The following is a 25,488-nucleotide window of genomic DNA, read 5'->3' as shown; positions in this document are numbered from 1 at the left end:
CTGCGACCGAGGCGACGGCTACGCCTTCTCGACTCCGCACCATTCCGCGACGAACAGCGCCATCGCCTTGGTGGTCTTCTTCAGCGAGTCCAGGTCGACGAATTCGTTGAAGCCGTGCATTTCGCCGCCGCTGGCGCCGAAGCAGAGGCTGGGGATGCCGTGGTTGAGGCCGTAAAAGCGGGTGTCGGTGAGCGCGGTGAAGACGAGATCCTCCGGCATGCCGCCATAGACCTTGCCGAACGCCTTGGCGAAGGCAGCTTCCGGCGCAGCGGCGTCGGTCAGCTCATAGCCTTCCGACAGGAAGCCCGACCATTCGATCTCGGGCGGATTGTTGGCGAGGAAGCGGTGGTTGCGCGCCGCGGCCGCGACGCAGGCCACGATCTCCTTCTGGTGATCGGCGATCGACCAGCCCGGCAACACCGCGATCCGGCAATCGACATCGCACCAGGCCGGCACGCTGGAGGCCCAGTCGCCGCCCTTGATGATGCCGGGGTTGAAGTTGATGGGATGATTGAGCGTCTTGAAGTGCCTGTCGGCCTTGGCGCGCTCGTTCCACTCGACCTCAAGCTTCTGCAGCGCCTGGATCAAATGATAGGCCGCCATGATGGCGTTGGCGCCGGAGCCGGCGAAGGCGACATGGGTCGGATGCCCCTTCACGCGCAGGCGAAACCAGATCACGCCGACCTGCGAGCGCACCATCTTGCCGCCGGTCGGCTCCGGAATGAAGCAGGCGTCGGCGCGGTAGCCGCGCTGGAGCGTCGAGAGCGCGCCGACACCGGTGCTCTCCTCTTCGATCACGGATTGGAAATGGATCCGCGCCGTCGGCTTGAAGCCCGCGGCCTTGATCGCATCCAGCGCATAGAGGGCGCCGATGGTGCCCGACTTCATGTCGCAGGCGCCGCGGCCGAACATCTTGCCGTCCTTGATGACCGGCGAGAACGGCGGCGTGTCCCACAATTCCAGCGGGCCAGCGGGCACCACGTCGCAATGGCCCTGCAGGATCAGCGACTTGCCGCCATTCGTTTGCGGACGGTAGGTCCCCACCACCGAACGCGCCTTGGAGAAATCATGCTCGATCGGGCCGAAGCCGCGCAGATCCTTGAGATCGTCTACATCGATGTGCCAGTCGTCGACCTCGTAGCCGCGCTCGCGCAGGAGGTCGCCGATCATGTCCTGGCACGGCCCCTCGGCCCCACGGGTCGAAGGGATCGCGACGAAATCGCGTGTGGTGGCCAGCTGGGCTTCGAAGCCGGCATCGACGGCGTCGAGGATTCTCTGCTGCGTTTCGGCATTCATCAGGCAACTCCAGGCATTCCAATGGTCCCAAGGAGTGTGCAAGCTAACCGATTTCAACCGTTCGGGTACTCCACAAAATATGCATCCCGCAATGCATCTTCGAGCAGCCGGCCTTCGCAATAGCCGTCCAGTGTCGGAGGGCGTTTCACGCCGTCGAGCAGGCGCGGACACGGCTCCGGCGCGCCGAGCACCGTGCGAACCGGGATGCGCTCGGCATAGATCGGCAACGCGTAGTCCTCGTCGTCGTCAGCAACACCCTTGGCGCGTATCTTGGCCGAGGCTTCCTCGATCTCCATCGCGATGAAGGACGTCGCCTTGACCTCCTGGGCGGTGCTGGCGCGAAGGCTCGCGGTGCGGTCCGGGAAGAAGCGGTCGACCATCGCGATCACCGCGCGCTCCTTCTCCGCGGGATCGGTGACGAGATAGGCGGTGCCGAATGCCATCACCGCGCGGTAGTCGGCGGAATGGTTGAAGCCGCAACGCGCCAGCACGAGGCTGTCGAGATGGGCGACCGTGAGGCACACGCGCTCGCCCTTGGTCTGGTTGCGCAGCATCCGGCTGGCGCTCGAACCATGCCAGTACAGCTTGGTGCCCTCGCGCCAGAAGAAGGTCGGCGTGCAATAAGGCTGGCCGTCGATCACATAGGAGACATGGCAGAGCATCGAGGAATCCAGGATGCGATGGACCGTTTCGTGATCGTAGAAGCCGCGGTCGTGCCGGCGCTTCACCTGGTTGCGCGCCGATGTCGGATAGGAATTCGAGGTCTCGGTCTGGCTCACGGCCGCTCCTGATCGGATTGGAAAGATCGGGAAGAGTTGTAGCGGCGCATTTGGTCTGCGATAGTTCCAATTCCATGCGAAAAATTCCGACCAATTCCCTGCCGTCACCGGCCAAGACCGAGCTGCCGCTCGATCTCGCCGGCCCCCACGTCACGGCCGGCCTCTCCGCCGCGCACCGGCTCTATCAGGCCTTGTGCGAGATGATCGTTTCCGGCCTCGTCAAGCCTGGCGAGCCGCTGCCGCCCTCGCGCACGCTGGCCAGGCAGACGGGCTTCCGGCGCAACGCCATCGTGATCGCCTATGAGCGCCTGATCGCCGACGGCTTTGCCGAGGCCAAAGTCGGCTCCGGCACCTTTGTCGCCGCGCGCATCCCAGCGCGCGCGGCCGCGCCGCGCAAGCCGAAGGCGGTTGTCGAAGCGCCCAGGCAAGGTGCATTCTCCCTCGGCTGCACCCATATCGACGCGCGTGCCGTGCAGCGCTTCCGCGCTTTCGTCGGCCGGCGCATGCGCGCCTTCGGGTCCGAGCATCTGCACTATGGCGATCCGCGCGGCAGCCATGAGCTGCGCGCCGCCATCGCTGATCATCTGTTGTCAGCGCGCGGGCTGCGCTGCGATCCCGATCAGATCATGCTGACGTCAGGCACCCTGCATGCGCTGCGTATCGTGCTGAGCGCGATCCTGAAGGCCGGCGATCAGGTTTGGTGCGAGGACCCCGGCTATCCCGCCGCGCGAAAGACCTTCACGCATTGCGGCTATCGCGCCGTGCCCGTTCCCGTCGACGAGCACGGCATGCGTATTGCCAAAGGCCGCGCCGCGGCGCCGTCTGCGCGCGCGGCCTACGTCACGCCGTCGCACCAGTTTCCGCTCGGCGTGCAGATGTCGATGCCGCGGCGGCTCGAGCTTCTGGACTGGGCCAGGCAGGCCGGCGCCTTCGTGCTGGAAGACGATTATGACAGCGAGTTTCGCTATGACGGCGCACCGCTGATGTCGCTCGCCGGCATCGACCGTCTCCAGCGCGTCATCTATCTCGGCACCTTCGCCAAGACGCTGTTTCCGGGCCTGCGCATCGGTTATTGCGCCCTGCCCGAACGCCTCATCGCCGACGTGACGGCGGCGCGCGCAGCGCTCGATCGCTTCCCGGGCACGCTGATGGAAGGCGCGGTCGCCGACATGCTCAACTCGGGCGCATTCGCCGCCAACCTCAAGCGGGTGCGAAAACTCTATCGCGAAGCGCGCGATGTGCTGGCCGAAACGCTGGAAGCGGCTTCCGATGGCGCGCTCTCAGTGCCGGTGCCGTCACAAGGCCTGCATCTGGTCGCCAGGTTCGATCCGTCGGTCGACCCGTCGGTGGCCGCGCGGGCCAAGCAGGCGTGCGGCGCGGAAGGCTGGCTGTTGGCAGACACCTATTCGCGCGCGCGCCCTCTGACCGGCTTCGTGCTGGGATTTTCTGGCCATGCGGTTCCGCAGCTCAAAGCGTCGGCCGAACGGCTCGCGCGGGAATCGCGCGCAGCCCTGCGCGCGGGAACCAGAGCCGCCCGGCGCGCGTGATGAAGGTTCACTATGAGAATCGCCGGCCAGTCCCTACATTGCAGCATCGTCTCCGAGATCTTTCACCATGCTGCTACGCCGGACGACCTGCCTCTCGTTCCTGATCTCCATCGTGCTTGCCGCGACGGCGCATGCCGCCGGCTCGGTTGGACGCGAGCAGGACATCGTCGATCTCAAGCTGGGTCAGCGCGTGCAGGTGGATGACGGAACCTGTCCTGCCGGACAGGTCAAGGAAGTGCGTGGAGCGAGGATGACCGACAAGGGCGTCGCGCGTACCAGCACCTGTGTGCCGCGATACGGTCCGAAGACGAAATAGCTACGGCTTCGCCGGATCGAACATGCACTGCAAGGTGGGCTTGGCGATCTTGGTGAAGGTCGGGCCGATCTCGCTTTGCTTGGAAGCCGGCACCCAGTCGGTCTCGATGGTGGGCACGCCGGTTTCGCTGATACCGCGCAGCAGCGCCTCGCGCAGATCGCGGTCCTCGACGGCCGCCGCGGCGTGATCGTGCAGGCAGCCGCAGACTTCCTCGGGATGGGCCCACCGCCCGAGCATCCGCGGCGCGCATTGGCGCACGAACTCAGTGCGGGGATCCGGTAATCTGGAGGGCGCCCGCACCTGCGCCTCGGCGGCGCTGATCGTCAGAATGGACACGAAAGCAGCGGCGCAAGATCGAACGAGCATGACGGCCTTTACCGGCTGATTTTCTTGTTGTCGATCAGAAGCGCGCGGCCACCACGATCGGCTGCGACGTCGCAATGGTCACCGGCGAGCCGCTGTACTGGAAGGTGCCGATACCCGGGAGATTGCCATCCGGCGCGCCCGCGAACGAGGAGCCGGCAACCACGAAAGCGAAAGCAAGGATGAAGCTGAGCGCGCGCATGGTGTCGTCTCCGAATTCCGTGGCCGGCGGTGCGCCGTTCGTCGTTGTGAAGTTGATAACCATGGGCGGTTTCGCGCGTGATGCGCCAAAAGCGCAAAATGGTTTCATCTTGCCTGAGAATTGTTTCGTCGGGTCCGAGGCGACGACACAATTCTCGAAAACAGCCAATCATTTCAGACAGGTCGCGCCGGAGCTCAAAGCGGCCTGCCAGGTTCCGGATCCGGCGTATGAGCGCGCGGTGCGCCGCCGTCGTCACGGTCCAGCCTTGCGCGCTTCACACGCATTTTACGTTTTTCTGCTGAAGAGGAGAGACGAACGAAGGCTGGGCCGTCGAACCGAGGGCGCATCGGCTGCGACCCAAGCCATCGAAACCGAGACGCCGGGATCACCGGGCGCGTTCAACTGAGGGATGGCCATCATGATGGGGCAAGATCGCGCAACGCCGCGCGAGGCGGAGCAACGGACCGACGGCGGAAATCAGCGGTCCAGCCGCGTCGTCTCGGCCGGCGCGATGTCGCTGCAGTCCGGCCGCGGCTTTGAGGCCGCGCCGCAGGCCTTCGCGCGGCTGACCGGCTCGCATCTGGCCAAGCGCGTCAGTCCGTGAAGAACTCGCCGCACTTCTGAACGTTTGTGTCCGCCAGTCCCCACGGCATGATCGGCACTGTCGAGGTCGAGTTCTTCGGCGACCCCTCGATCAGCCTGTCCGAATAGACCATGTAGACCAGCACGTTGCGCTTGGCGTCGCAGCCGCGCACGATTTGCATCTTCTTGAAGAACAGCGAGCGCCGCCGGCGGAACATGTCGTCGCCCTGCTCCATCTTGTTCTTGAACCTGATCGGGGCGACCTGGCGGCAGGCCAGCGAGATGTCCGAGACCTCCTCGGCAAGCCCCAGCCAGCCCTTGAAGCCGCCCTTCTCCGGCACCGTGAAATGACAGGCGACGCCTTCGACCTCGGGATCGTCGAGACCATAGGTCGCGAGCTTGTCGTTCGGGCTCATCCATTTGAACACGGTGGAGCGGCGGAAGATCAGATCGGGCTCGTCGGCAGCTTGGACGGGCGCTGCCGGCACAGCCAGGGCCAGGAGGAATAAGGCAAGGCCTTTCAAGCGGATGCCGGCAAGACCAGGGAAACGAGATGACATGAAGTTCTCCGCTAACAAGTCCCCGCAATGTAGGAACGCGTCAGCCCGACAGGAAGACGACGCGCAGCCAGAGATGGCCGCCGTTTACCGCTCTGTGAGGCTTTTTTGTTACGTCTTGAACAAAAGTAGCCGACGGCAGAACCACCCTGCTGGTGAACGCGTATCCCCTTTGCGAGACTAACGTCTGATTTGGATTATGGATTCGAGGATGAACAGCGTGATCGGGTCGGGTTTTTCGGCCAAACCGGCGCGGCTTTGGCAGCTCGCCATCTTGACGGCGGCGGGTGTGATCGGCGCGACCAGCCAGGCAGACGCAGCATTTTACTATTGGACAGATTATTCCGACGGATCCTATTACCCCCGTCAGAGCCGGCATCCGGAGATTCCGCGCCAGAAGCCGCAGAAGCGCAGCGCGACCGACAAGAAACAGATTGTCGCCGAGAAGGAAGCAGGCTCCAAGCCTCGAGGGCCGCTGGTCATCGTCGTCTCGATCGACCGGCAGAAGCTCACGGTCTACGACACCAATGGCGTGTTCGCGGAATCTCCGGTGTCGACGGGCATGAAGGGCCATTCGACGCCGATGGGTGTGTTCAGCGTCATCCAGAAGCACAAGTTCCACCGCTCCAACCTCTACAGCGGCGCGCCGATGCCGTACATGCAGCGGATCACCTGGTCCGGCGTCGCCATGCATGCCGGCGTATTGCCGGGCTATCCGGCTTCGCATGGCTGTATCCGCATGCCGATGTCGTTCGCGATGAAGATGTGGAATTGGACCCGAATGGGCGCGCGCGTCATCGTCGCGCCCGGCGAGATGACGCCACACAGCTTCTCCCACCCCCTGCTCGCCTCCGTGCGCGTGCCGCCGCAGCCCACCGTCAGCCTCGAGCCGCAGACCAATGTCGGCGACAAGGCCGACAAGGGCACGGCGTCAAAGGCCGCCGAAGCCAAGACGACCGAAACCAAGACGACCGAAACCAAGACCGCCAGCGCCGATGCCGTGCTCCAGCTGCGCGCCTCCGTCGGTCACACTGTGATGTCGGATGCGACCACGGGCAATGCGTCGGTCCGCGAGGATGCCGCCGCCCCGGCCGACGAGGTCAGGACCGCCGACGCATCCGATGCGGCCAGGCCTCGATCGGACGAAGCCGCCAAGCCTGCGAACGAGGACAAGCCCGCCGACAAGGCCGAGCCGGCCAAATCTGAAGCGGCCAAATCCGAGTCGGCCAAGACGAACACCGCGAAGACGCCCGATGCACCGGCACCTTCGATCGCCGCCTCGCCCGACGCCAGCAAGGACGAGAGCCGCGTTGCCGAACCGGCGCCGGCTGCGAAGCCGGAAGCTCCCAAGCGTGCCGGCCAGATCGCCGTCTTCATCAGCCGCAAGGATTCCAAGCTCTACGTGCGGCAGAATTTTGCGCCGCTATTCGATGTCCCGGTCACGATCGCCACCAGCGACCGTCCGCTCGGCACGCATGTCTTCACCGCCGAGCTCGACAAGACCGATTCCAATACGCTGCGTTGGTCGGTGGTGTCGCTGCCCATATCCGCCCGTGCCGCGGCCCGCGAGGACGACAGCCGCCTGACGCGCCGCAAGGTGGGCGCTGCCGTGATCCCCGTCGCCGCCAAGCCCGTCGCCAGGCCCGTGGTGACGCCCGACAGCCCGGCCGAGGCCCTCGACCGCATCTCGATTCCCGCCGACACCATGGCGAAGATCAACGAGATGCTGACGACAGGCGGCTCCATCATCATCTCCGACCAGGGCATCAATCAGGGCGAGACCGGCGAAGGCACCGACTTCATCGTTCGCCTGTACTAGCCTGACTCACGGCGTCCGATAACGCGGTGTTGACGAGGCGGGGCGCTGCCGCGGAGTAACATGCGGCCCGGATCATTTCGGGGGATGCCGTCATGGTGAACCGCAGGACCATGCTCACGGTGGCGCTGGCGGGCGTGCTCGCGCCGGCGACGCGTGCATTTGCCGATGGCGGCATGAGCCGCATCTCGGCCTATGCCTTTTCTTTCCCCGCTTTGTCCGGCGACGACATCCGCCTCGCCGCTTTCACCGGTAAGCCGCTGCTGGTCGTCAACACCGCCTCGCTCTGTGGCTACACGCCGCAATATGCCGGCCTGCAGGAGCTCTGGAACGAGTTTCGCGAACGCGGCTTCACCGTGATCGGTGTGCCCTCCAACGATTTCGGCGGCCAGGAGCCGGGGGTAGCAGCGAGATCGCGGCGACCGCGCACCACCAATATGGCGTGACCTTTCCGATCACGGCGAAGGCTGCGGTGGTCGGTGCCAAGGCGCATCCGTTCTACAAATGGGCCGCCGAGGCGAGGCCTCGGGAAGTTCCGCGCTGGAACTTCCACAAATACCTGATCGGCCGCGACGGCTATATCGCCGACGTGTTTCCCTCGGCGGTCGAGCCGGCCGACACGCGGATCAAGACGGCCGTTGCCAAGGCACTGGCCGCCGCTTAACGCCAGCCGCGCCCCATCGGATTGGGCACAATCGTGGCGAGGTGCCAAACAGCCGTTGCAATGGCGATGGCCTACCATCTAGGCTAGGATTGGTTTGGGGCAGGATGGTTTTGCCGGTGGCGAAAAAGCCGCGGCGGAACAACGGGATCAATCTCGAGGACAATATTATGCGCGTGGCGGCAGGACTGATTTTGGCAAGCGCGATATCTCTGGCCATGACCGGCGCGGCGTGGTCGCAGACCCCGGCAAAGCCCGCAGCCGCGGCGCAAGCCGCACCGGCGGCCACACCGGCTGCGGCGGCTGCTGCCGCTCCGCCCGCAGCTCCCGCGGCAGGCGCCGCGCCGGCGGGCTTCGTCAATCCGCCGCCGCCCAAACAGGCACCGCAGCCGGCGCGCGCGGCCTGCACCACGCCGGGCGCGCTCGGTGTCGCCCGCACCGTCGAGATCGACACCACGGGCGGTCCGGGCTTCGGCTTCGAGCACTTCAAGGAGCTCGACTTCCTGCGCGACAAGGAGGTGGTGCTGACCTTCGACGACGGCCCATGGCCGCGCAACACACCCGCGGTGCTGAAGGCGCTCGCCGATGAATGCACCACCGGCATCTTCTTCATCATCGGCAAGCACGCGACCTACGAGCCGGAGATCCTCAAGCAGGTCTATGCCGCCGGCCACACCGTCGGTGCCCACACCTGGTCGCACGCCAATCTCAACAACAAGAAGCTCAACGAAGCGCAGCGCAAGGACGAGATCGAGAAGGGCTTTGCAGCGGTGAAGTGGGCGCTCGGTGGCATCTCGCCCGCGCCGTTCTTCCGCTTCCCGGCACTGCAGCATCCGCCGGAGATGGTCACCTATCTCGGCAACCGCAATGTCGCAAGCTTCTCCTGCGACATCGACTCGTTCGACTTCAAGGCCTCCAAGCCCGAGAAGATCGTCGACACCGTGATGAAGAAGCTCGACACCAAGGGCAAGGGCATTGTCCTGATGCACGACTTCCAAAAGCACACTGCGGAGGCCCTGCCCGAGCTGCTCAAGCGGCTGAAGGCCGGCGGCTACAAGGTGGTGGCGATGCGCGCCAAGTTCCCGGCCTCGACGCTGCCGGAATACGACCAGGAGCTGATCAAGGACCTCAAGCTGCCAACGGTAAGCCAGCGCCCGGTCAATTCCGTGGTGACGACCGTTTCCGAATAGACGGCCATTGTCTTTCCGGATCGAGGGCTACGTCATCGTCTCGGCGGACGGCATGCTTGCCGACCCCGGTCACGTCATGCCCGACAGCCTGAAATTTGAGGGCGACAAGCTGTTCTTCGAGCAGGCGCTCGATCGCGCCGCGCTGATCGTGCATGGCCGCAACTCGCATGAGCAGCAGCCGAACTCGCCGAATCGCAAGCGGCTGATCCTGACCCGCAAGATCAAGGCGCTCACCGTCGATCCGGAACTGCCGAACGCGACGCTGTGGAATCCGGAACATGCGAGCTTCGAGGACGCGTGTGCCTTTGCCGGCGTCGCCGCCGGCATGGTCGCCGTGATCGGCGGCCCCGTCGTGTTCGACCTGTTCATGGACCGCTACGACACGTTCTGGCTGTCGGAAGCCCCGCATGTGCGCCTGCCCGGCGGCGAAGGCTGCTTCGTCGGCGTACCCCAGCGGACGCCGCACGACGTGCTGGCTTCGCACGGACTGAAGCCGGGCCCGCCTTATGTGCTCGACGCGGCGCATGAGGTGACCGTGACGCCCTGGCGGCCCGGCTAGCCCCATTAAAATCGGGAAAACAACCCCATGCACAGTACCGGCATCATGACACCTTTACGTATCTTGCCCATATCATGCTGAAATTGGTCCCGCCGCCGGCCAGCGCAAAGCCGGCTAGCAAATCTGCCGAGACCGATAATCGGCCCCGACGGCGGTGATGGCGCTATAGCCAACCTCTGTGGCACTGCGTCAAGACGGGCCGACCATTCCGAAACACCGCATCAATAGACTGAGACAAAAGCGCAAGACTGGACGGGCTCGGCTCGCGGCTACCGCCGTGCAGGCGGCAGGGCTCCCCGCAAAACGAACCCTTTGCCTTCGCCGGATATCAACCACCAGCCCGGCATGATGGCCCGGCGCCATTGCCGCTCCTTCACTGACGATCAAAACGCGACCATCACCGCCATGAGCGACGACGCTACGACGACGGGACCGACTGACGCCTCCGGGCCGGCCGCTGATGCAGCGCCGATTTCAGCCCTGCTCCCGGCATTCGGCTTCCGCGCCGACCAGATGGAGGCCGATGCCAACGTCGCGGCGTGGCGGGAGGCTGTCGCCACGCTGTTCGACGTCGACGAACTCGCCGCCGACGAACCGGGCCCGTTCCGCGCCGACATCAGCTCCTACGCGATGGGACCGGTGCTGATCGGATTGAGCCGGGCCAGCGGCCAGCGCTTTCGTCGCACCGCCAAGACGATCGCGCGCAGCGGCGTCGATCACATCATCCTCCAGCTCTATCTCAGAGGCGGCTTTGACGGCATCGCAGGCGATCGTCCGATCCGTGTGCGCGCCGGCGACATCTGCCTGTTCGACCTGGCCCAGACGCTGGAGACCAAGGCGACGGCCTTCGAGAATGTCACGCTGGTGGTTCCGCGCCCGATGTTCGGCACGCATCTGCTGCGGGTTGACGATTTGCATGGTCTCGTCCTGCCGGGCAGCAGCGTGATCGCGAGACTGCTTGCGGGGCATCTCACCGCCTTGTTCGAATTTGCCCCGCGCCTGAGCCTCGACGAATGCCAATCGGTGGTCGAGGGCACAGTTTCGCTGCTGGCCGCGTGCCTGCGCAACGAGCTCGAGCGCGGCGATCCCGACGCCGACCATGCCGTCACGGCGGGTCCGTCCTTGATGCGGATTCGCCAATATATCGAAGCCGGCCTTGCCAGCGACGAGCTGTCGGCCGGGTCGATCGCGGCGCATTTCGGCCTATCGCGCGCTTCGCTGTACCGTCTGTTCGCGCCGGTCGGAGGGATCGCCGACTACATCCGCAGCCGACGGCTGCACCGCGCCTTCTTCGACCTCGCCAGTTCAGATGCGAGAACCTTGAGGATCAGCGAGGTCGCGCGGCGCTGGCAGCTTGGCACCGACGCGCATTTCACACGCTCCTTCAAGGCGGCCTACGGCATCACGCCACGCGCCGCGCGCGAGGCCGCCCTGCTCGGTGTGCAGCGGAGCACGGACGGAACGAGCAACGCAACGATTTCGCAGTGGATGCGCGAGATCGCGCCCCCGCGTGCAGATTGATCGTTACACGTCGCCGTAGGCCGCCTCGGCCGGACGCGTTGTGCGGCCGTAGCCCATCAGCATGAACAATGCGCCGATGATCGAGAGATTCTTCAGCGCGTCGACCACCACCTTCGCATTGTCGGGCGCCGCCTGGTTCCAGAAGTCATAGAACAGCACGGTCGCGACCGCGACGTAGATGATCATCAGCAGCGCGAAGAACCTGGTGCCGAAATTCAGCGCGATCATCAGGCCTGCGACGATCTCGAGCCCACCGATCGCGATCGCCAGAAGCTGCGGCGTGGTCATGGCGGTGGCGGTCTCGATCTGGCTGGCATAGGGCGCGACGATGTCGGGCACCACGATCTTGGTGGCGATGAAGTCAGCCGTCGCCTGGATGGCAAAGAGCTTGGTCGCGCCCGTGTAGATGAACAGCACGGCGAACAGAATTCGCCCGAAAGTCACGAACGCTGGCATGATCGGCCTCTTGGCAAGCTCAAAGCGCGGGAATGCTTCGCAGGATTATGAAGAGTCGTACGCCGGTTTACAAACGGGGAAATGGCGAGCTGAAAGGAACTCAAAACATGTTGCGCGCGCGGTACTCCTTCTCCCCTTGTGGGAGAAGGTGGCGCGAAGCGCCGGATGAGGGGTATCTGTCCGCACGCTCAATGTCAGAGAGGGACTCGCGGAAGGATACCCCTCACCCGTCTCGCCGCTATGCGGCGAGCCACCCTCTCCCACAGGGGGGAGGGGAAGGGCAGCGCGATCCGCCGTTACGTAAACAAGGTCGGCTGCTGCCGCGCCGCGCGCTCCTGCGCTTCCACCACCGCCACGGCGGTCATGTTGAGGATGCCGCGCGCCGTCACCGACGGCGTGAGGATGTGTGCGGGGCGCGCCGGGCCGATCAGGATCGGGCCGACGGGCAGTGCGTCCGCCAGCGACTTGATCATCTGATAGGCGACGTTGGCGGTGTCCAGCGTCGGCATGATCAGGATGTTGGCCTCGCCCTCCAGCTTGGAATGCGGCAGCACCATTCTTCGCGCGGCAGCGGAGAGCGCGGTATCGCCCTGCATCTCGCCGTCGGCCTCGATCTCGGGATGCTTGTCCTTCAACAGCTGGGTCGCCAGCCGCATCTTGCGCGAGGAATCGGTATCGTAGCTGCCGAAATCCGAATGTGAGACGAAGGCGATCTTCGGCTTGATGTTGAAGCGTTGGACGTGGACCGCGGCGAGCGATGCGATCTCGGCCAGCTCCTCCGCGCTCGGATTGGGGCGAACCTGCGTGTCGGCGATGAAGAAGGCGCCCTTTGTCGTGATCAGCAGCGCCAGCGCCGCGTAGTCGCTGATGCCGGGACAGAAGCCGACGATCTCGCGGACATGGCGCAAATGGCTCATATAGCGGCCCTCGACGCCGCACAGCATGGCGTCCGCCTCGCCGCGAGTAACGGCGAGCGCAGCGATCACCGTGTTGTTGGTGCGCACCACGGTGCGGGCCGCATCCGGCGTCACGCCGCGGCGGCCGGCGACCTCGACATAGGACTGCACGTAGGAACGATAGCGCGGATCGTCCTCGGGATTGACGAGATCGAAATCCTTGCCGGCGCGGATCGAGAGGCCGAAGCGCTTGATGCGCGCCTCCACGACCGAAGGACGGCCGACCAGGATCGGCCGCGCCAGGTTCTCCTCCAGCACCACTTGCGTTGCGCGCAGAACGCGCTCGTCCTCGCCTTCGGCGTAGATCACGCGGACCGGCTGGGTCTTGGCCTTGGCGAACATCGGCTTCATGACGAGGCCGGAGCGGAACGCGAAACGCATCAGCTGCGCGGCATATTCGTCGAAATTGGTGATCGGACGCGTCGCGACACCCGATTCCATCGCCGCCTTCGCAACCGCCGGCGCCACCCGCAGGATCAGCCGCGGATCGAACGGGCTCGGGATGAGCGAGCCCGGACCGAAACCGCCGGTCTCGTTGGTCTCGACCCCCAGCGCCACCGCATCCGAGGGCGCCTCGCGGGCGAGCTGCGCGATGGCTTCGACCGCAGCGTGCTTCATCTCCTCGTTGATCGCGGTGGCGCCGACGTCGAGCGCGCCGCGGAAGATGAAGGGAAAGCACAGAACGTTGTTGACCTGGTTCGGATAATCCGAGCGCCCGGTACAGATCATGGCGTCGGGCCGCGCCTTCCGCGCCTCCTCCGGCATGATCTCCGGCGTGGGATTGGCGAGCGCCATGATCAACGGCTTGTCCGCCATCGCCTTGGCCATCTCCGGCGTCAGCACGCCCGGTGCCGAAAGACCGATGAAGATGTCGGCGCCGCCGATGACGTCGCCGAGCGTGCGCTTGTCGGTCTTCTGCGCATAGACCGCCTTCCAACGGTCCATCGTGGTGTTGCGGCCCTCGTGCACGAGGCCGTCGATGTCGCAAACCCAGATGTTCTTGCGCTGCGCGCCCATCGACACCAGGAGATTGAGCGTCGCGATGGCCGCGGCCCCTGCCCCGGACGCCACGATCTTGACGTCGGACAGCTTCTTGCCGTTCAGCCTGAGGCCATTGGTGATGGCAGCGGCGACGATGATGGCGGTGCCGTGCTGGTCGTCATGGAAGACCGGGATCTTCATGCGCTCCTTCAAGCGCGTCTCGATCTCGAAGCACTCCAGGTCCCCGGATGTCCTCCAGATTGATGCCGCCGAAGGTCGGCTCGAGCGCCGCCACGGTCTCGACCACGCGGTCGATGGTGTCGGCGGCAATCTCGATGTCGAACACGTCGATGCCGGCGAACTTCTTGAACAGGACCGCCTTGCCTTCCATGACGGGCTTGGAGGCCAGCGGCCCGATATTGCCGAGGCCGAGCACGGCGGTACCGTTCGAGACCACGGCAACCAGATTGGCGCGGGTGGTCAGGCTGGCGGCCTCGGCCGGATTCCTGGCGATCTCGGTGCAGGCCGCGGCGACGCCCGGCGAATAGGCCAGCGCGAGGTCGCGCTGGTTGGCAAGCGGCTTGGTCGCCTGGATCTCGAGCTTGCCGGGGCGCGGCAGACGATGGTAGGCGAGCGCCGCCTGGTGGAGATCATCAGAATAGGACGACATGCGTTGTCTCGCCTCGCGTTACCGGCCCCAAAATGCACGATCCGGGGCCGCCATCCAAGCGGACCGGATTTCCGGTTCATGGACACGGGATGAAGCACGCCGGGTGCCCCGGTGGCAACATCCGATTGCCCGCCCATCAACAAGGCGCACGCTCAAATATCTGATAACCAAAGCTTTCCCTGGACCGCGCGCTGTTTCCCGAATATGGCAGGTTGCGCGGCGCAAAAGAGCAACTGGAGCCACGGAATGAAGCGAATCCTGATCGGCCTGATCGTGGCAGCCGCGCTCGGCGCGGGCGGATGGTTCGGCTTCAATCTCTACGTCCAGCACCGCGCGACCAGCGAGGTCGAGGCGGCCTTCGAGCGGCTTCGCGCTGGCGGCAGCAAAGCCAGCCACGGCAAGATCACGTTCGCGCTCGCGACCCGGACGCTGACGATCGAGGACATTGCGGTCGAGCCTGCCCAGCCGCAGGTCGCCACCTTCAAGGTCGCCAAGATCACGGCCGTCGGTGTACGCCAGCCGGACGAAGCCCGTTTCTCGGCCGACAGCATCGAGGCGTCAGGGGTCGAGGTCGGCTTCACCTCCACCGAGCGGATAACCGTGAAGGCGAGCTACAAGATCCCGCAGATCAGCGCGCGAGATTTTTCCGGCTCGACCCGCGCAGACGGCTCGCCGGTGTCCGGCTCGATCATCGACATGTATCGCTTCATCCTCGCGCAATACGCGACCATCTCGGCGTCGGAGATCGCGGTGCCGACCCTCTCGGTCAACGTCGATGCGGGCAGGAATGCCGGCAGCGGTGATTATGTCTATTCAGGTCTATCGGTCCAGAACGTCAACCGGGGCAAGATCGAAACGGCGAAGATGGACCGCGTTACCTATGCGATCGACCTGGCCCAGCCGGGCAAGCCCGCCAAGATGACCGGCGAATTGTCCGGTCTGGCCATCTACGATTTCGACGCAACCGCTGTGAGGGCCGCGCTCGATCAGCAGGGATCGAACGACGACAATTTTCACGGGATCTATCGCCGTATCTCGGTCAACTCCTATGTCGTGACGGCGGCGCCCGGCATGCGCATGCAGGTGGACGGCTTCACCTTCGACGACATTGCCATCCGGCCCTCGAAATTCCGGCCGGCCGAAATCATCGCGCTGGTGCCGGCTGACGGCGCGATCCCGACGCCGGCGCAGTCGCGCGACATGATCGCGAAGATGGCTGACTTCTTCGAAGGCTTTCAGATCGGCAAGGTCGAAATCGGCAAGCAGACGGTCGAGATGCCGCAAGGAACGTGGCGGCTCAGCGCCGTCAAATACGATCAGGACAAGGTCGCGCTGGAAGGCCTCGACATGCCGCTACCGCAGGGGCAGCTCAAGATCGAGCGCTTCGCGCTGAAGTCCTTCAGCGCGGCGAATCTGATGCGCTGGGCGGCGAGCCTCCAGACGTCCGGTCAGCCGCCCTCGCCGGATCAAATGCTCGGCCTGTTCCGCGTGCTCGAAGGTGCCGAGGTCAAGGGGGTGGTGTCGCCTTACAAGAATACGCGGCAGCTCTTCACCATCGACACGATCAGCCTGAATTGGGGCCAGCTGGTCGGGTCGATCCCGAGCCGGGCCAATCTGGTCGTCAAGATGGTCACGCCGACCGATCCGGCCAATCCGGCGCTGCAGCCGCTGATCATGGCGGGCGTGGACAAGCTCGCGATCGACCTCGATCTCGGCGCGGCCTGGACGGAATCGTCAGGCGCATTTGCGCTTGCGCCCGCCACCATCGATCTCGGCAACCTCGCCAAGGCACAGGCCCGCTTCGCGCTCGCCAACGTGCCGCGCGGCCTGTTCACCACCGACCCGCTGCAGGCGATGGGTCAGGCGGCGCAGGTCGAGACCGGTGCGTTCGAGCTCTCGCTGCGCGACAGCGGTGTGGTCGATCTGGTCGTGGCGCAGTTCGCGCGCATGCAGAATGTCAGCCGCGACACCGCGCGCAGCGCCATCGTCGAGATGATCCGCGCGCAGGGCGAGAAGATCGCGGGATCCAGCGTCGACGCCAGGGGGGCGGTGGATGCGCTCGCCGGCTTCGTCGAGACGTCAGGACAGACGCTGAGCCTCAAGCTCGCGCCCCGCGCCAAGGTGCCGCTGATGCAATTGATGCAGCTGATCCAGACCGCCCCGGACAGCGCGCTGGCGCAGTTCAGGATCGAGGCGTCGACGGGGCTGTAGGAGCTGTCACGTGTCCCGGACGCGCTGCAACGCGCCAGCGTTGCTGCGCAGAGCCGGACCCAGAATGCTCACTGCTCGCTGCGACATGGGCCCCGGCTCTGCAGCACACCGCTGACCGCACGATGCTTCGCATCGCCCGGACAGCGCTGCGCTGCGTCCGGGGCACGAGACCGAAACCGCCGCGCCATCACTTCTGCGGCAGGTTCACCCGCACATGCAGCTCGCGGAGCTGCTTGGTGGTGGCTTCCGACGGGGCGCCCATCAGGAGGTCCATGGCCTGCTGGTTCATCGGGAACAGCGAGATCTCGCGCAAATTCGTGGTGCCACAGAGCAGCATCACGATGCGGTCGACGCCGGCGGCCATGCCGCCATGGGGCGGCGCGCCATACTGGAAGGCGCGGTACATGCCGCCGAAGCGGTCGACCACTTCCTGCTCGCCGTAGCCCGCGATCTCGAACGCCTTCACCATGGCTTCCGGCACGTGGTTGCGGATACCGCCCGAGGCGATTTCGTAACCGTTGCAGGTGATGTCGTACTGGAACGCCTTGATGGTCAGCGGATCCTGGCCCTTCAGCGCATCGAGGCCGCCCTGCGGCATCGAGAACGGGTTGTGCGAGAAGTCGACCTTCTTGTCGTCCTCGTTGTACTCGTACATCGGGAAGTCGACAATCCAGGCGAGCTCGAAACGCTCCTTATCGGTGAGGTTCAATTCCTCGCCGACCTTGTTGCGGGCAAGCCCCGAAAACTTCCAGAACTTGTCGGGATCCCCGGCAACGAAGAAGGCGGCATCGCCCTCCTTCACGCCGAGCTGCGCGCGGATCGCGGCGGTGCGCTCAGGACCGATATTGTTGGCGAGCGGGCCTGCGCCCTCGCCCCCTCGCGCCACATGATGTAGCCGAGGCCAGGCTGGCCCTCGCCTTGCGCCCACGAGTTCATGCGGTCGCAGAACGCGCGGGAGCCGCCGCCCGGCGCCGGGATCGCCCAGACCTGGTTCTTGGGATCCTCCAGCATGCGCGCGAACACCTTGAAGCCGGAGCCGCGGAAGTGCTCGGAGACGTCCTGCATCTCGATGGGGTTGCGCAAATCCGGCTTGTCACTGCCGTATTTGCGCAAGGCTTCGGCGAACGGAATCCGGCGCCAGCCCTTCGTGACCGGCTTGCCCTTGGCGAACTCCTCGAACACGCCGGTGATGACGGGCTCCATCGCCGCGAACACGTCGTCCTGCGTGACGAAGCTCATCTCGACGTCGAGCTGGTAGAACTCGCCGGGCAGACGGTCGGCGCGCGGGTCCTCGTCGCGGAAGCACGGCGCGATCTGGAAGTAGCGGTCGAAGCCCGACATCATCAGCAGCTGCTTGTATTGCTGCGGCGCCTGCGGGAGCGCGTAGAACTTGCCGGGATGAATGCGCGAGGGCACCAGGAAGTCGCGCGCGCCTTCCGGCGAGGACGCGGTCAGGATCGGGGTGTTGAACTCGAAGAAGCCCTGCTCCTCCATGCGCCGGCGCATCGACTTGATGATCGCGACGCGCGTCATGATGTTCTGGTGCAGCTTCTCGCGGCGCAGGTCGAGGAAGCGATACTTGAGGCGGATATCTTCAGGGTATTCCTGGTCGCCGAAGACAGGCAGCGGCAGGTCGCCGGCCGGCCCCAGCACCTCGATCTCGCTGATATAGACCTCGACCTTGCCGGTCGGCAGGTCGTCATTGTCGGTCCCGTCGGGGCGGCGGCGGGCCTTGCCGTCCATCCGCACCACGAATTCCGAGCGCAGCTTCTCGGCCAGCGAGAACGCCGGCGAGTCCGGATCGACCACGCACTGGGTCAGGCCGTAATGGTCGCGCAGGTCGATGAACAGCACGCCGCCATGGTCGCGGACGCGATGGACCCAGCCCGAGAGGCGGACCGTCTCGCCGATGTTGCTCTCGCGGAGCGCGCCGCATGTATGTGACCGGTAGCGATGCATGGCCGTCCCAAAATCGATGTCTGAGGAATCGAATCGGACCACCGGAAACGGCCGGTCCGAGATGCGGCAGGGTTTACCCGACGAGGCCCGAGGCGGCAACCAAGGGAACGCGCTGTTTTGGACCCGGAGGGCCCCTTTTTGGCTTATCAGAGACCGAGCCTTTGCCATCAGGCGTTCCAGCCCTATCTTGAGACCATGACGGTGCATTTTCCCTTCCAGAACTCCTATTCGGCCCTGCCGGACAGCTTCTTCGCCCGGGTGGCGCCGACCCCGGTCGCCGCGCCCCGGCTGATCAAGCTGAACCGGCCGCTCGCGCTCCAGCTCGGGCTGGATCCGGACCTGCTGGAGACCCCCGAGGGCGCAGCGATCCTGGCCGGCAAGACGGTTCCCGAAGGCGCCGATCCCATCGCCATGGCCTATGCCGGGCACCAGTTCGGGCATTTCGTGCCTCAGCTCGGCGACGGCCGCGCCATCCTGCTCGGCGAGGTCATCGACCGGGACGGCGTCCGCCGCGACATCCAGCTCAAGGGAAGCGGCCCCACCCCGTTCTCCCGCCGCGGCGACGGCCGCGCCGCGCTCGGGCCGGTGCTGCGCGAATACATCGTCAGCGAAGCCATGTATGCGCTCGGCATTCCCACCACCCGCTCGCTCGCCGCCGTCGTCACCGGCGAGCACGTCATCCGCGAGACCGCGCTGCCCGGCGCGGTGCTGACCCGCGTCGCCTCCAGCCACATCCGCGTCGGCACCTTCCAGTTCTTCGCCGCGCGCGGCAACACCGAGGCGATCCGCGCCCTCGCCGATCACGTCATCATCAGGCATTACCCGAAGTTGCGCGACGTGGACCGGCCCTATCACGCCCTGCTCGCAGCAGTGGCTGAGCGCCAGGCCACTCTCATCGCGCGCTGGCTGCTGGTCGGCTTCATCCATGGCGTGATGAACACCGACAATTCGTCGATATCGGGCGAGACCATCGATTACGGCCCCTGCGCCTTCATGGATGCCTACAACCCCGCGCAGGTGTTTTCTTCGATCGACGAGATGGGCCGCTACGCCTATGCCAACCAGCCGCGCATCGCGTTGTGGAATCTGACGCGCCTCGCCGAATGCCTGCTGCCGCTGTTCTCGGACGAGCAGGAGAAAGCGGTCGCCGAGGCCCAGGACATTCTCGGCGCGTTCTCCGACCAGTTCAGCGCGGCGTATCAAGCGGGTCTTCGCCGGAAGGTCGGCCTGTTCACGGAGCGCGACGGCGACGAGGCGCTGATCCAGGACCTGCTGGACGCCATGGCCAAGAACCAGGCCGACTTCACCCTCACCTTCCGCAAGCTCGGCGATGCCGCGGCCGACGACGGCAGCGACGTGCGCGCCCAGTTCATGGAGCCCGCCGCCTTCGACGAATGGGCCGGACGCTGGCGCTTGCGCCTCGCGCTGGAGCCGCAAGGCCCGGCCGAGCGGCAGGCCGCCATGCACGCCGTCAATCCGATGTTCATTCCGCGCAACCACCGCGTCGAAGCCGTGATCCAGGCCGCGGTGAATGACGACGACTACGCGCCGTTCGAGGAGCTTGTGCAGGTGCTGGCGAAGCCGTACACGGACCAGCCGGAGTATGCGGCCTACGCCGATCCGCCGCTCCCGGACCAGCGGGTGTTGCAGACATTCTGCGGGACGTAGTCACAAACGCGATGCGTAGGGTGGATTAGCCGAAGGCGTAATCCACCACCTCTCTCACCACACGGGAGGTAAGCGGTGGATTACGCTTCGCTAATCCACCCTACAGGGCGACCGTCACACCCGCTCACCAAACTCCCCAACGACCTCCTTGTCACCGCCCCAATCCTCGGGGAACAATCCCGCGCGGACATCACGGTGAAACGACGAGTATGGCCAGTCATACACCTTCGAGACGTGCCCGTGCTTGACGGGATTGTAGTAACAATACTCGACATGGCGTGCATAGTCGGCCTCGTCCCGGATGAGATGTTCCCAGAACCGTCGCTGCCAGATGCCGCGTTCATTCCGTGCAAAACGAACTGCGCTCAGTCGCTCCGTCGCCGGAAGTGCTTTGGCAAAACGAGTCTTGATCAACCGCCAGCGCGCCGAAAAATCAGCGTCACCGGACGGCAGCCGCCAAATTGCGTGCAGATGGTCGGGCAGGACCACAAACGCATCGATCTCGAACGGATGGCTCCGGCGCGTTGTCGCCACCGCGTCGCGCAAGATTTCGATCTTGTCCGTCAAAAGCGCATGGCGTCGGTCGAGCAAAGTTCACCGTGAAGAACCAGCATCCCCCAGGAACGAACGCGCGGCGATAGTTCGACATGCGCATTCAATAGCACAACTTGACGTTGGCACACAGAGGTGGATTACGCCTTCGGCTCATCCACCCTACGACATCGTCGCTTGTGGACACCGGAACCGCTGTCATCAAACTGAAACACACGCGCTCTAACCGCCTGTCAGGGTCGTCTTGCCGGAGGCGCCCGTCCTCCAACGATCCTGACAAGCGCCATGCCCTTCAAGTTCATCCACCTCACCGACACGCATCTCGCAAATCCCGGCGCGACGCTCTATGGCCTCGACCCGCGCGCCCGGCTGGATGCGGCGATCGCCGACATCAACAGGCATCAGTCCGACGCCGCGTTTGCGGTGCTGACCGGCGATCTCACCCATTGGGGCGAGGCTGAATCCTACGCCAACTTCGCCGAGGCGATGGCGGCGCTGAAGATCCTACATCGCGATGGTCGGCAATCACGACCGCCGCGTCATCTGCCTCGACGCACTGAAGGCCGCGCCGCGCGATGCCAACGGCTTCGTGCAGGGCACGAAGACCACCGAGCACGGCCTGTTCGTCTTCCTCGACACCCTGGACGAGACCAGCCATGCCGGCGAGATGTGTGCCAAGCGCCTCGGCTGGCTGGCGAGCACGCTGGCGACCGCACCCGCCGACCAAGAATTCGTCGTCTTCATGCACCATCCGCCCTTCCCGGTCGGCGTCCACGCCATGGACGAGATCGGGCTGAAGCAGAGCGCGGAATTCGCCGAGGTGATCGCGCCTTATCGCGCGCGCATCCGCCACCTGTTCTTCGGCCACGTGCACCGGCCGATCTTCGGCAGTTTTGGCAAGATCCCGTTCTCGACGCTGCGCGGCACCAACCACCAGGTCTGGTTCGAGCTCGACCAGAGCGCGCCGCATCTCGCCAGCCACGAGCCGCCGGCCTACGGCGTGGTGCTGATCGACGACGACAACATCGTCGTGCACAGCCACGACTTCCTCGACGAAAGCCTGCGCTTCCCGTTCGAGCCGCCCGCAGGAATGGACGGCCGCGACTATGCGCTCAACTTCGCAGCACGGTGAGATGAGCCTCGCTGAACCCGCGGCTCTCCCGGTCGCGACCTCGGCGGCGCCGCGCCTCGACATCCTCCGGCGCCTCACCACCCGCTTCCAAGCCTCGCTGCCGGCCTATCTTCTGCTGCTGCCCTCGCTGGTCTTCCTCGCGCTGTTCACCTATGGCGCGATGGGCCGCGTGTTCGTCGATGCGCTGTATCAGCGCACGACGCCGAAGGCACCGGTCCGTTTCGTCGGTCTCGACAATATCAGCGCGGTGCTGGCCGACCCCGCCTTCACCGGCGCGGTCGTCAACAATCTCATCTACGCCGTCGGCACGGCGGTCCCGAGCATCGCGCTGGCGCTGCTGTTCGCGCTGGCGCTGTCGCGCACCAACGCCGTCAGCAGCGCGCTGCGCGCCGCGCTGTTCCTGCCCGTGCTGATCCCGATGGTCGCGGCCTCCGCACTGTTCATGTTCATCTTCCTGCCGAACGTCGGCCTGCTCGACTATTATATCGGCCGCCTGCTTCCGGTGCTGCCGAACTGGCTCGGCGATCCCGACATCGCGCTCTACGCGATCATGGTCATCACGATCTGGAAGAACGCCGGCTATTACATGCTGTTCTTCCTCGCCGGCCTTCAGGCGGTGCCCGAGGACGTGATGGAGGCAGCCCATCTCGACGGTGCCGGGCCTTACATGCGCCTGCGCCACATCATCCTGCCGGAGCTCAAGCCCACCTTCCTGTTCGTCACCGTCATCGCGATCCTCAACGCGGTGACGCAGGTCGACCACGTTTTCGTCATGACCCAGGGCGGGCCGTCGAACTCGACCAATCTCGTGCTGTTCTACATCTACCAGCAGGCGGTGGAGCATTACGATATCGGCAAGGCCTCGGCCGCGACGCTGCTGACGCTCGCCGCGCTGATGGGCCTGACCGCGCTCTCGTTCCGCACCATGGCCAGCCGCGAGGGCGCGCCATGAAGTTGATCGACTGGCTCACCAAGGACGCCCCGCTCGCCACCCGCAATGAGATCACGCCGAAGCTCGGCTTTCTGCTGACCGTGCTGCTCGCGATCGTCTGGCTCATCCCGTTTCTGTGGATGGTCGTGGCGACGCTGCGTCCGGCCTCCGATGGCATCAACGCCATGGCCGAGCTGATGCCGAGCCTGGCGCCGACGCTCGACAACGTCAGGGATGCCTGGGAGATCGGCGATTTCCCGCGCTACACGCTCAACACGACGATCATCTGCGCCGGCATCCTCTTGGTGCAGTTCGTCACCATCACCCTGGCGGGCTTTGCCTTCGCGCGCCTGAAATTCGTCGGCAAGACGCTGATCTTCTACCTGTTCCTGATGCAGCTGATGCTGGTGCCGGTGCTGCTGATCGTGCCGAACCTGTCGCTGGTGGCGCAGCTCGGCCTCTACGACACGCTCACCGGCGTGATGATGCCGTTCTTCGCCTCGGCCTTCGGCACCTTCCTGATGCGCCAGGCCTTCGAGGCGATTCCGACCGAGCTGGAAGACGCCGCCCTGATCGACGGCGCCAGCCTCATTCAGCGCATCCGCCACATCTACGTGCCGCTGTCGATGCCGAGCTTCTCGGCCTTCGCCATCATCTCCGTCACCAGCCACTGGAACGACTTCCTGTGGCCGCTGATGGTGATCAACTCGCCGGACAAGCGGCCGCTCACGGTGGGCCTCTCGGTGTTCACCAAGACCGCCGAAGGCACGCAGGCCTGGGGCACCATCGCCGCGGGCACGCTGATGGTGATCGCGCCGCTGCTCGTCACCTTCCTGATCTTCCAGAAGCGTTTCATCAGCTCTTTCGTCACCTCAGGCATCAAATAGGAGATTCTTCGATGCTGTTTTCCCGCAGGCTTGCACTCGGCCTTGCCATGATAGGCACCATGGCCGGCGCGCTCGCCTTTCCGGCCCTCGCCGGCGAAGGCCCGACCGAGATCGATCTGTTCTTCCCCGTCCCCGTCGACGGCAAGCTCGCCCGCGACATGGGCACCCTGATCAAGGAGTTCAACGAGACCCATCGCGACATCAAGGCGACCGCGGTCTACACCGGCTCCTATGACGACACGCTGATCAAGACGCGCGCCGCGATCAAGGCCGGCAAGCCGCCGTCCGCAGTGATCATGTCGGCCAATTTCCTGCTCGACATGCAGATCGAGAACGAGCTCACCAATCTCGATGCGCTGATCAAGGCCGATGGCACCACCAAGGAGCAGTTCCTCGGCCAGTTCTTCCCCGCGCTGCACGGAAACGCGGTGATCAACCGCTCGGTCTATGGCGTGCCGTTCCACAATTCGACGCCGCTGCTCTACATCAACGCCGACAAGGCCAAGGAAGCCGGCCTCGACCCGAACAAGCCGCCGCAGACCTGGGCCGAGCTCACCGACTGGGCCAAGAAGCTGACCAAGCGCGACAGCGACAAGGTGAGCCAATGGGGCATCGCGATCCCCTGCGCCTACGATTATTGCGGCTGGATGATGGAAACGCTCACCATGAGCAATGGCGGGCGCTATTACAACGAGGAGTTCGGCGGCGAAGTCTATTACGACACGCCCTCGATGCTCGGCGCGCTCTCCTGGTGGAACGACCTGATCTATAAGCACAAGGTCCATACGCCCGGCGCCACGCCCGGCCCTGCCGTCAGCACCTCCTTCATCTCGGGCAATGCCGCGATGATGATGCTGTCGACGGGCTCGCTCACTTACGTGCGCGACAACGCCAAGTTCAATTACAAGGTCGCCTTCATCCCACGCAACGTCCGCAACGCCGTGCCGATCGGCGGCGCCTCGCTGATCGTTCCGGCCGGTCTCGAAGCCGACAAACAGAAGGCCGCCTGGACGCTGATCAAGTGGATGACCTCGCCCGAGAAGAGCGGCTGGTGGAGCCGCGCCACCGGCTATTTCGCGCCCAACATGGCGGCGTACAAGACGCCCGACATGGTCGAGTTCCTGAACAAGAATCCCGACGCCAAGACCGCCGTCGAGCAGCTTGACGTCGCCAAGCCGTGGTTTGCGACCTACAAGACCGTGCCCGTCCGCAAGACTCTCGAGGACGAGGTGATGCTGGTCCTCAACGGCAAGAAGCAGCCGAAGGAAGCCCTCGCCGCCGCCCAGAAGGCCGCCGACGAGACGCTGAAGCCGTACAATGCGGAGACGTCGCTGAAGCTGCCGTAAGCCTACAACGTCGTCATGCCCGGGCTTGTCCCGCCTGCGCGGGCCGAAGCCGCTTCGGCGCGGCGAAGGCCCAGGCATCACGAGCTTGCGCGCGAAAAGAACGTGGATGGCCGGGACAAGCCCGGCCAAGACGACGAGCGGGATGGAGCCATTAACCCCTCGTCCACCATCCGGATGCCCGCACGGCCGGTAGCCGCGAGAATTAACAGACCCTCAACATACCCCCGACAAATCTATCAATGTTGCTGGAGATTTCGCCGTGGATCTGTTGGTTTTCGAGTTCCTGGGGCTGGCGCTGGTCGTCATGTGTGTAATCGTGGTGGCGCTGCCCTGCGCCCGCAAATCCTCGC

Annotated in this window: 21 protein-coding genes and 4 pseudogenes; 15 read left to right on the top strand and 10 right to left on the bottom strand. The window is 65.0% G+C overall.

The features are described from left to right. Positions 1-18: 18 nt before the first annotated feature. Together ACETMP_RS04785 and ACETMP_RS04780 are read right to left on the bottom strand one after the other, a co-directional pair. A complete protein-coding gene (locus ACETMP_RS04785; RefSeq protein WP_375160073.1) occupies positions 19-1,296 on the bottom strand; it encodes an ArgE/DapE family deacylase in 1,278 nt (425 codons plus the stop codon). Between the two features lie 53 nt (positions 1,297-1,349). Next, positions 1,350-2,075 carry a pyridoxamine 5'-phosphate oxidase family protein gene (locus ACETMP_RS04780; protein ID WP_375160072.1) on the bottom strand — a complete coding sequence of 242 codons (726 nt, stop codon included), beginning with the start codon at positions 2,073-2,075 and terminating at the stop codon, positions 1,350-1,352. A gap of 74 nt (positions 2,076-2,149) precedes the next feature. On the opposite strand from ACETMP_RS04780, the gene ACETMP_RS04775 reads away from it, so the two are divergent. Together ACETMP_RS04775 and ACETMP_RS04770 are read left to right on the top strand one after the other, a co-directional pair. Further along, positions 2,150-3,622: a PLP-dependent aminotransferase family protein gene (locus ACETMP_RS04775; RefSeq protein ID WP_375160071.1), complete on the top strand. Its 1,473-nt coding sequence runs from the start codon at positions 2,150-2,152 to the stop codon at positions 3,620-3,622. Between the two features lie 67 nt (positions 3,623-3,689). Next, complete coding sequence (locus ACETMP_RS04770) at positions 3,690-3,938, top strand: DUF6719 family protein (RefSeq protein WP_375160070.1); 249 nt, start codon at positions 3,690-3,692, stop codon at positions 3,936-3,938. Here the strand turns inward: ACETMP_RS04770 and ACETMP_RS04765 are convergent, their stop codons facing one another. Together ACETMP_RS04765 and ACETMP_RS04760 are read right to left on the bottom strand one after the other, a co-directional pair. After that, on the bottom strand, positions 3,939-4,304 hold the full coding sequence (locus ACETMP_RS04765) for a hypothetical protein (protein WP_375160069.1): 366 nt from the start codon (positions 4,302-4,304) through the stop codon (positions 3,939-3,941). It abuts the gene before it with no gap. Between the two features lie 34 nt (positions 4,305-4,338). Further along, positions 4,339-4,503: a hypothetical protein gene (locus tag ACETMP_RS04760; protein ID WP_375160068.1), complete on the bottom strand. Its 165-nt coding sequence runs from the start codon at positions 4,501-4,503 to the stop codon at positions 4,339-4,341. Here ACETMP_RS04760 and ACETMP_RS04755 point away from each other — a divergent pair. Together ACETMP_RS04755 and ACETMP_RS04750 are read left to right on the top strand one after the other, a co-directional pair. Continuing rightward, the gene (locus ACETMP_RS04755) at positions 4,484-4,909 is read left to right on the top strand and encodes a hypothetical protein (protein ID WP_375160067.1); all 426 of its coding nucleotides are present in this window, start codon (positions 4,484-4,486) and stop codon (positions 4,907-4,909) included. The two genes, ACETMP_RS04760 and ACETMP_RS04755, sit on opposite strands and share 20 nt — an antisense overlap. A 12-nt stretch (positions 4,910-4,921) precedes the next feature. Further along, entirely contained in the window at positions 4,922-5,107 is a 186-nt protein-coding gene (locus ACETMP_RS04750; protein ID WP_375160066.1) for a hypothetical protein, read from the top strand. Here the strand turns inward: ACETMP_RS04750 and ACETMP_RS04745 are convergent. Next, positions 5,097-5,645: a CreA family protein gene (locus tag ACETMP_RS04745; RefSeq protein WP_375160065.1), complete on the bottom strand. Its 549-nt coding sequence runs from the start codon at positions 5,643-5,645 to the stop codon at positions 5,097-5,099. The two genes, ACETMP_RS04750 and ACETMP_RS04745, sit on opposite strands and share 11 nt — an antisense overlap. Positions 5,646-5,853: 208 nt before the next feature. Here ACETMP_RS04745 and ACETMP_RS04740 point away from each other — a divergent pair, with 208 nt between their 5' ends. The 5 genes and pseudogenes from ACETMP_RS04740 to ACETMP_RS04720 all read left to right on the top strand — a co-directional run bounded on the left by ACETMP_RS04740 (position 5,854) and on the right by ACETMP_RS04720 (position 11,389). Then, positions 5,854-7,461, top strand: a complete 1,608-nt coding sequence (locus ACETMP_RS04740; RefSeq protein ID WP_375160064.1) for a L,D-transpeptidase family protein — start codon at positions 5,854-5,856, stop codon at positions 7,459-7,461. Positions 7,462-7,553: 92 nt separating this feature from the next. Continuing rightward, a pseudogene (locus ACETMP_RS04735) lies at positions 7,554-8,122 on the top strand (glutathione peroxidase). A 167-nt stretch (positions 8,123-8,289) separates the two neighbouring features. Further along, positions 8,290-9,309: a polysaccharide deacetylase family protein gene (locus tag ACETMP_RS04730; RefSeq protein ID WP_375160063.1), complete on the top strand. Its 1,020-nt coding sequence runs from the start codon at positions 8,290-8,292 to the stop codon at positions 9,307-9,309. A 7-nt stretch (positions 9,310-9,316) separates the two neighbouring features. Further along, a complete protein-coding gene (locus tag ACETMP_RS04725; RefSeq protein WP_375160062.1) occupies positions 9,317-9,868 on the top strand; it encodes a dihydrofolate reductase in 552 nt (183 codons plus the stop codon). Positions 9,869-10,273: 405 nt separating this feature from the next. After that, positions 10,274-11,389 (top strand): helix-turn-helix domain-containing protein, encoded by a 1,116-nt coding sequence (locus tag ACETMP_RS04720; protein ID WP_375160061.1) that lies wholly within the window; start codon positions 10,274-10,276, stop codon positions 11,387-11,389. 3 nt (positions 11,390-11,392) lie between these two features. Here the strand turns inward: ACETMP_RS04720 and ACETMP_RS04715 are convergent, their stop codons facing one another. Both ACETMP_RS04715 and ACETMP_RS04710 read right to left on the bottom strand, forming a co-directional pair. Further along, positions 11,393-11,845, bottom strand: a complete 453-nt coding sequence (locus ACETMP_RS04715; RefSeq protein ID WP_375160060.1) for a DoxX family protein — start codon at positions 11,843-11,845, stop codon at positions 11,393-11,395. 296 nt (positions 11,846-12,141) lie between these two features. Beyond that, positions 12,142-14,452, bottom strand: a pseudogene (locus tag ACETMP_RS04710) (NADP-dependent malic enzyme). A gap of 246 nt (positions 14,453-14,698) precedes the next feature. Between ACETMP_RS04710 and ACETMP_RS04705 the strand changes: the two are divergent. Then, entirely contained in the window at positions 14,699-16,663 is a 1,965-nt protein-coding gene (locus ACETMP_RS04705; protein WP_375160059.1) for a hypothetical protein, read from the top strand. Between the two features lie 187 nt (positions 16,664-16,850). Here the strand turns inward: ACETMP_RS04705 and aspS are convergent. Then, a pseudogene (aspS, locus tag ACETMP_RS04700) lies at positions 16,851-18,622 on the bottom strand (aspartate--tRNA ligase). A 195-nt stretch (positions 18,623-18,817) separates the two neighbouring features. Between aspS and ACETMP_RS04695 the strand changes: the two are divergent. Further along, entirely contained in the window at positions 18,818-20,290 is a 1,473-nt protein-coding gene (locus ACETMP_RS04695) for a YdiU family protein (RefSeq protein WP_375161839.1), read from the top strand. 114 nt (positions 20,291-20,404) lie between these two features. Here ACETMP_RS04695 and ACETMP_RS04690 read toward each other — a convergent pair. Then, positions 20,405-20,939, bottom strand: a pseudogene (locus ACETMP_RS04690) (transposase). A 125-nt stretch (positions 20,940-21,064) separates the two neighbouring features. After that, positions 21,065-21,289: a hypothetical protein gene (locus ACETMP_RS04685; protein WP_375160058.1), complete on the bottom strand. Its 225-nt coding sequence runs from the start codon at positions 21,287-21,289 to the stop codon at positions 21,065-21,067. 67 nt (positions 21,290-21,356) lie between these two features. Here ACETMP_RS04685 and ACETMP_RS04680 point away from each other — a divergent pair, with 67 nt between their 5' ends. The 4 genes from ACETMP_RS04680 to ACETMP_RS04665 are packed head-to-tail and all read left to right on the top strand — an operon-like array spanning position 21,357 to position 25,138. Then, positions 21,357-21,974 (top strand): phosphodiesterase, encoded by a 618-nt coding sequence (locus tag ACETMP_RS04680; RefSeq protein WP_375160057.1) that lies wholly within the window; start codon positions 21,357-21,359, stop codon positions 21,972-21,974. A 1-nt stretch (position 21,975) separates the two neighbouring features. Then, a complete protein-coding gene (locus tag ACETMP_RS04675; protein WP_375160056.1) occupies positions 21,976-22,926 on the top strand; it encodes a carbohydrate ABC transporter permease in 951 nt (316 codons plus the stop codon). Continuing rightward, on the top strand, positions 22,923-23,792 hold the full coding sequence (locus ACETMP_RS04670; protein ID WP_375160055.1) for a carbohydrate ABC transporter permease: 870 nt from the start codon (positions 22,923-22,925) through the stop codon (positions 23,790-23,792). The genes ACETMP_RS04675 and ACETMP_RS04670 overlap by 4 nt, the downstream gene beginning before the upstream one ends. Positions 23,793-23,803: 11 nt before the next feature. After that, positions 23,804-25,138: an ABC transporter substrate-binding protein gene (locus ACETMP_RS04665; RefSeq protein WP_375160054.1), complete on the top strand. Its 1,335-nt coding sequence runs from the start codon at positions 23,804-23,806 to the stop codon at positions 25,136-25,138. Positions 25,139-25,488 lie beyond the last annotated feature (350 nt).

Source organism: Bradyrhizobium dasycarpum (genome assembly GCF_042019905.1).
GTDB classification, from domain to species: Bacteria; Pseudomonadota; Alphaproteobacteria; order Rhizobiales; family Xanthobacteraceae; genus Bradyrhizobium; species Bradyrhizobium japonicum_B.
This window is presented reverse-complemented; position numbering and strand designations above follow the sequence as displayed.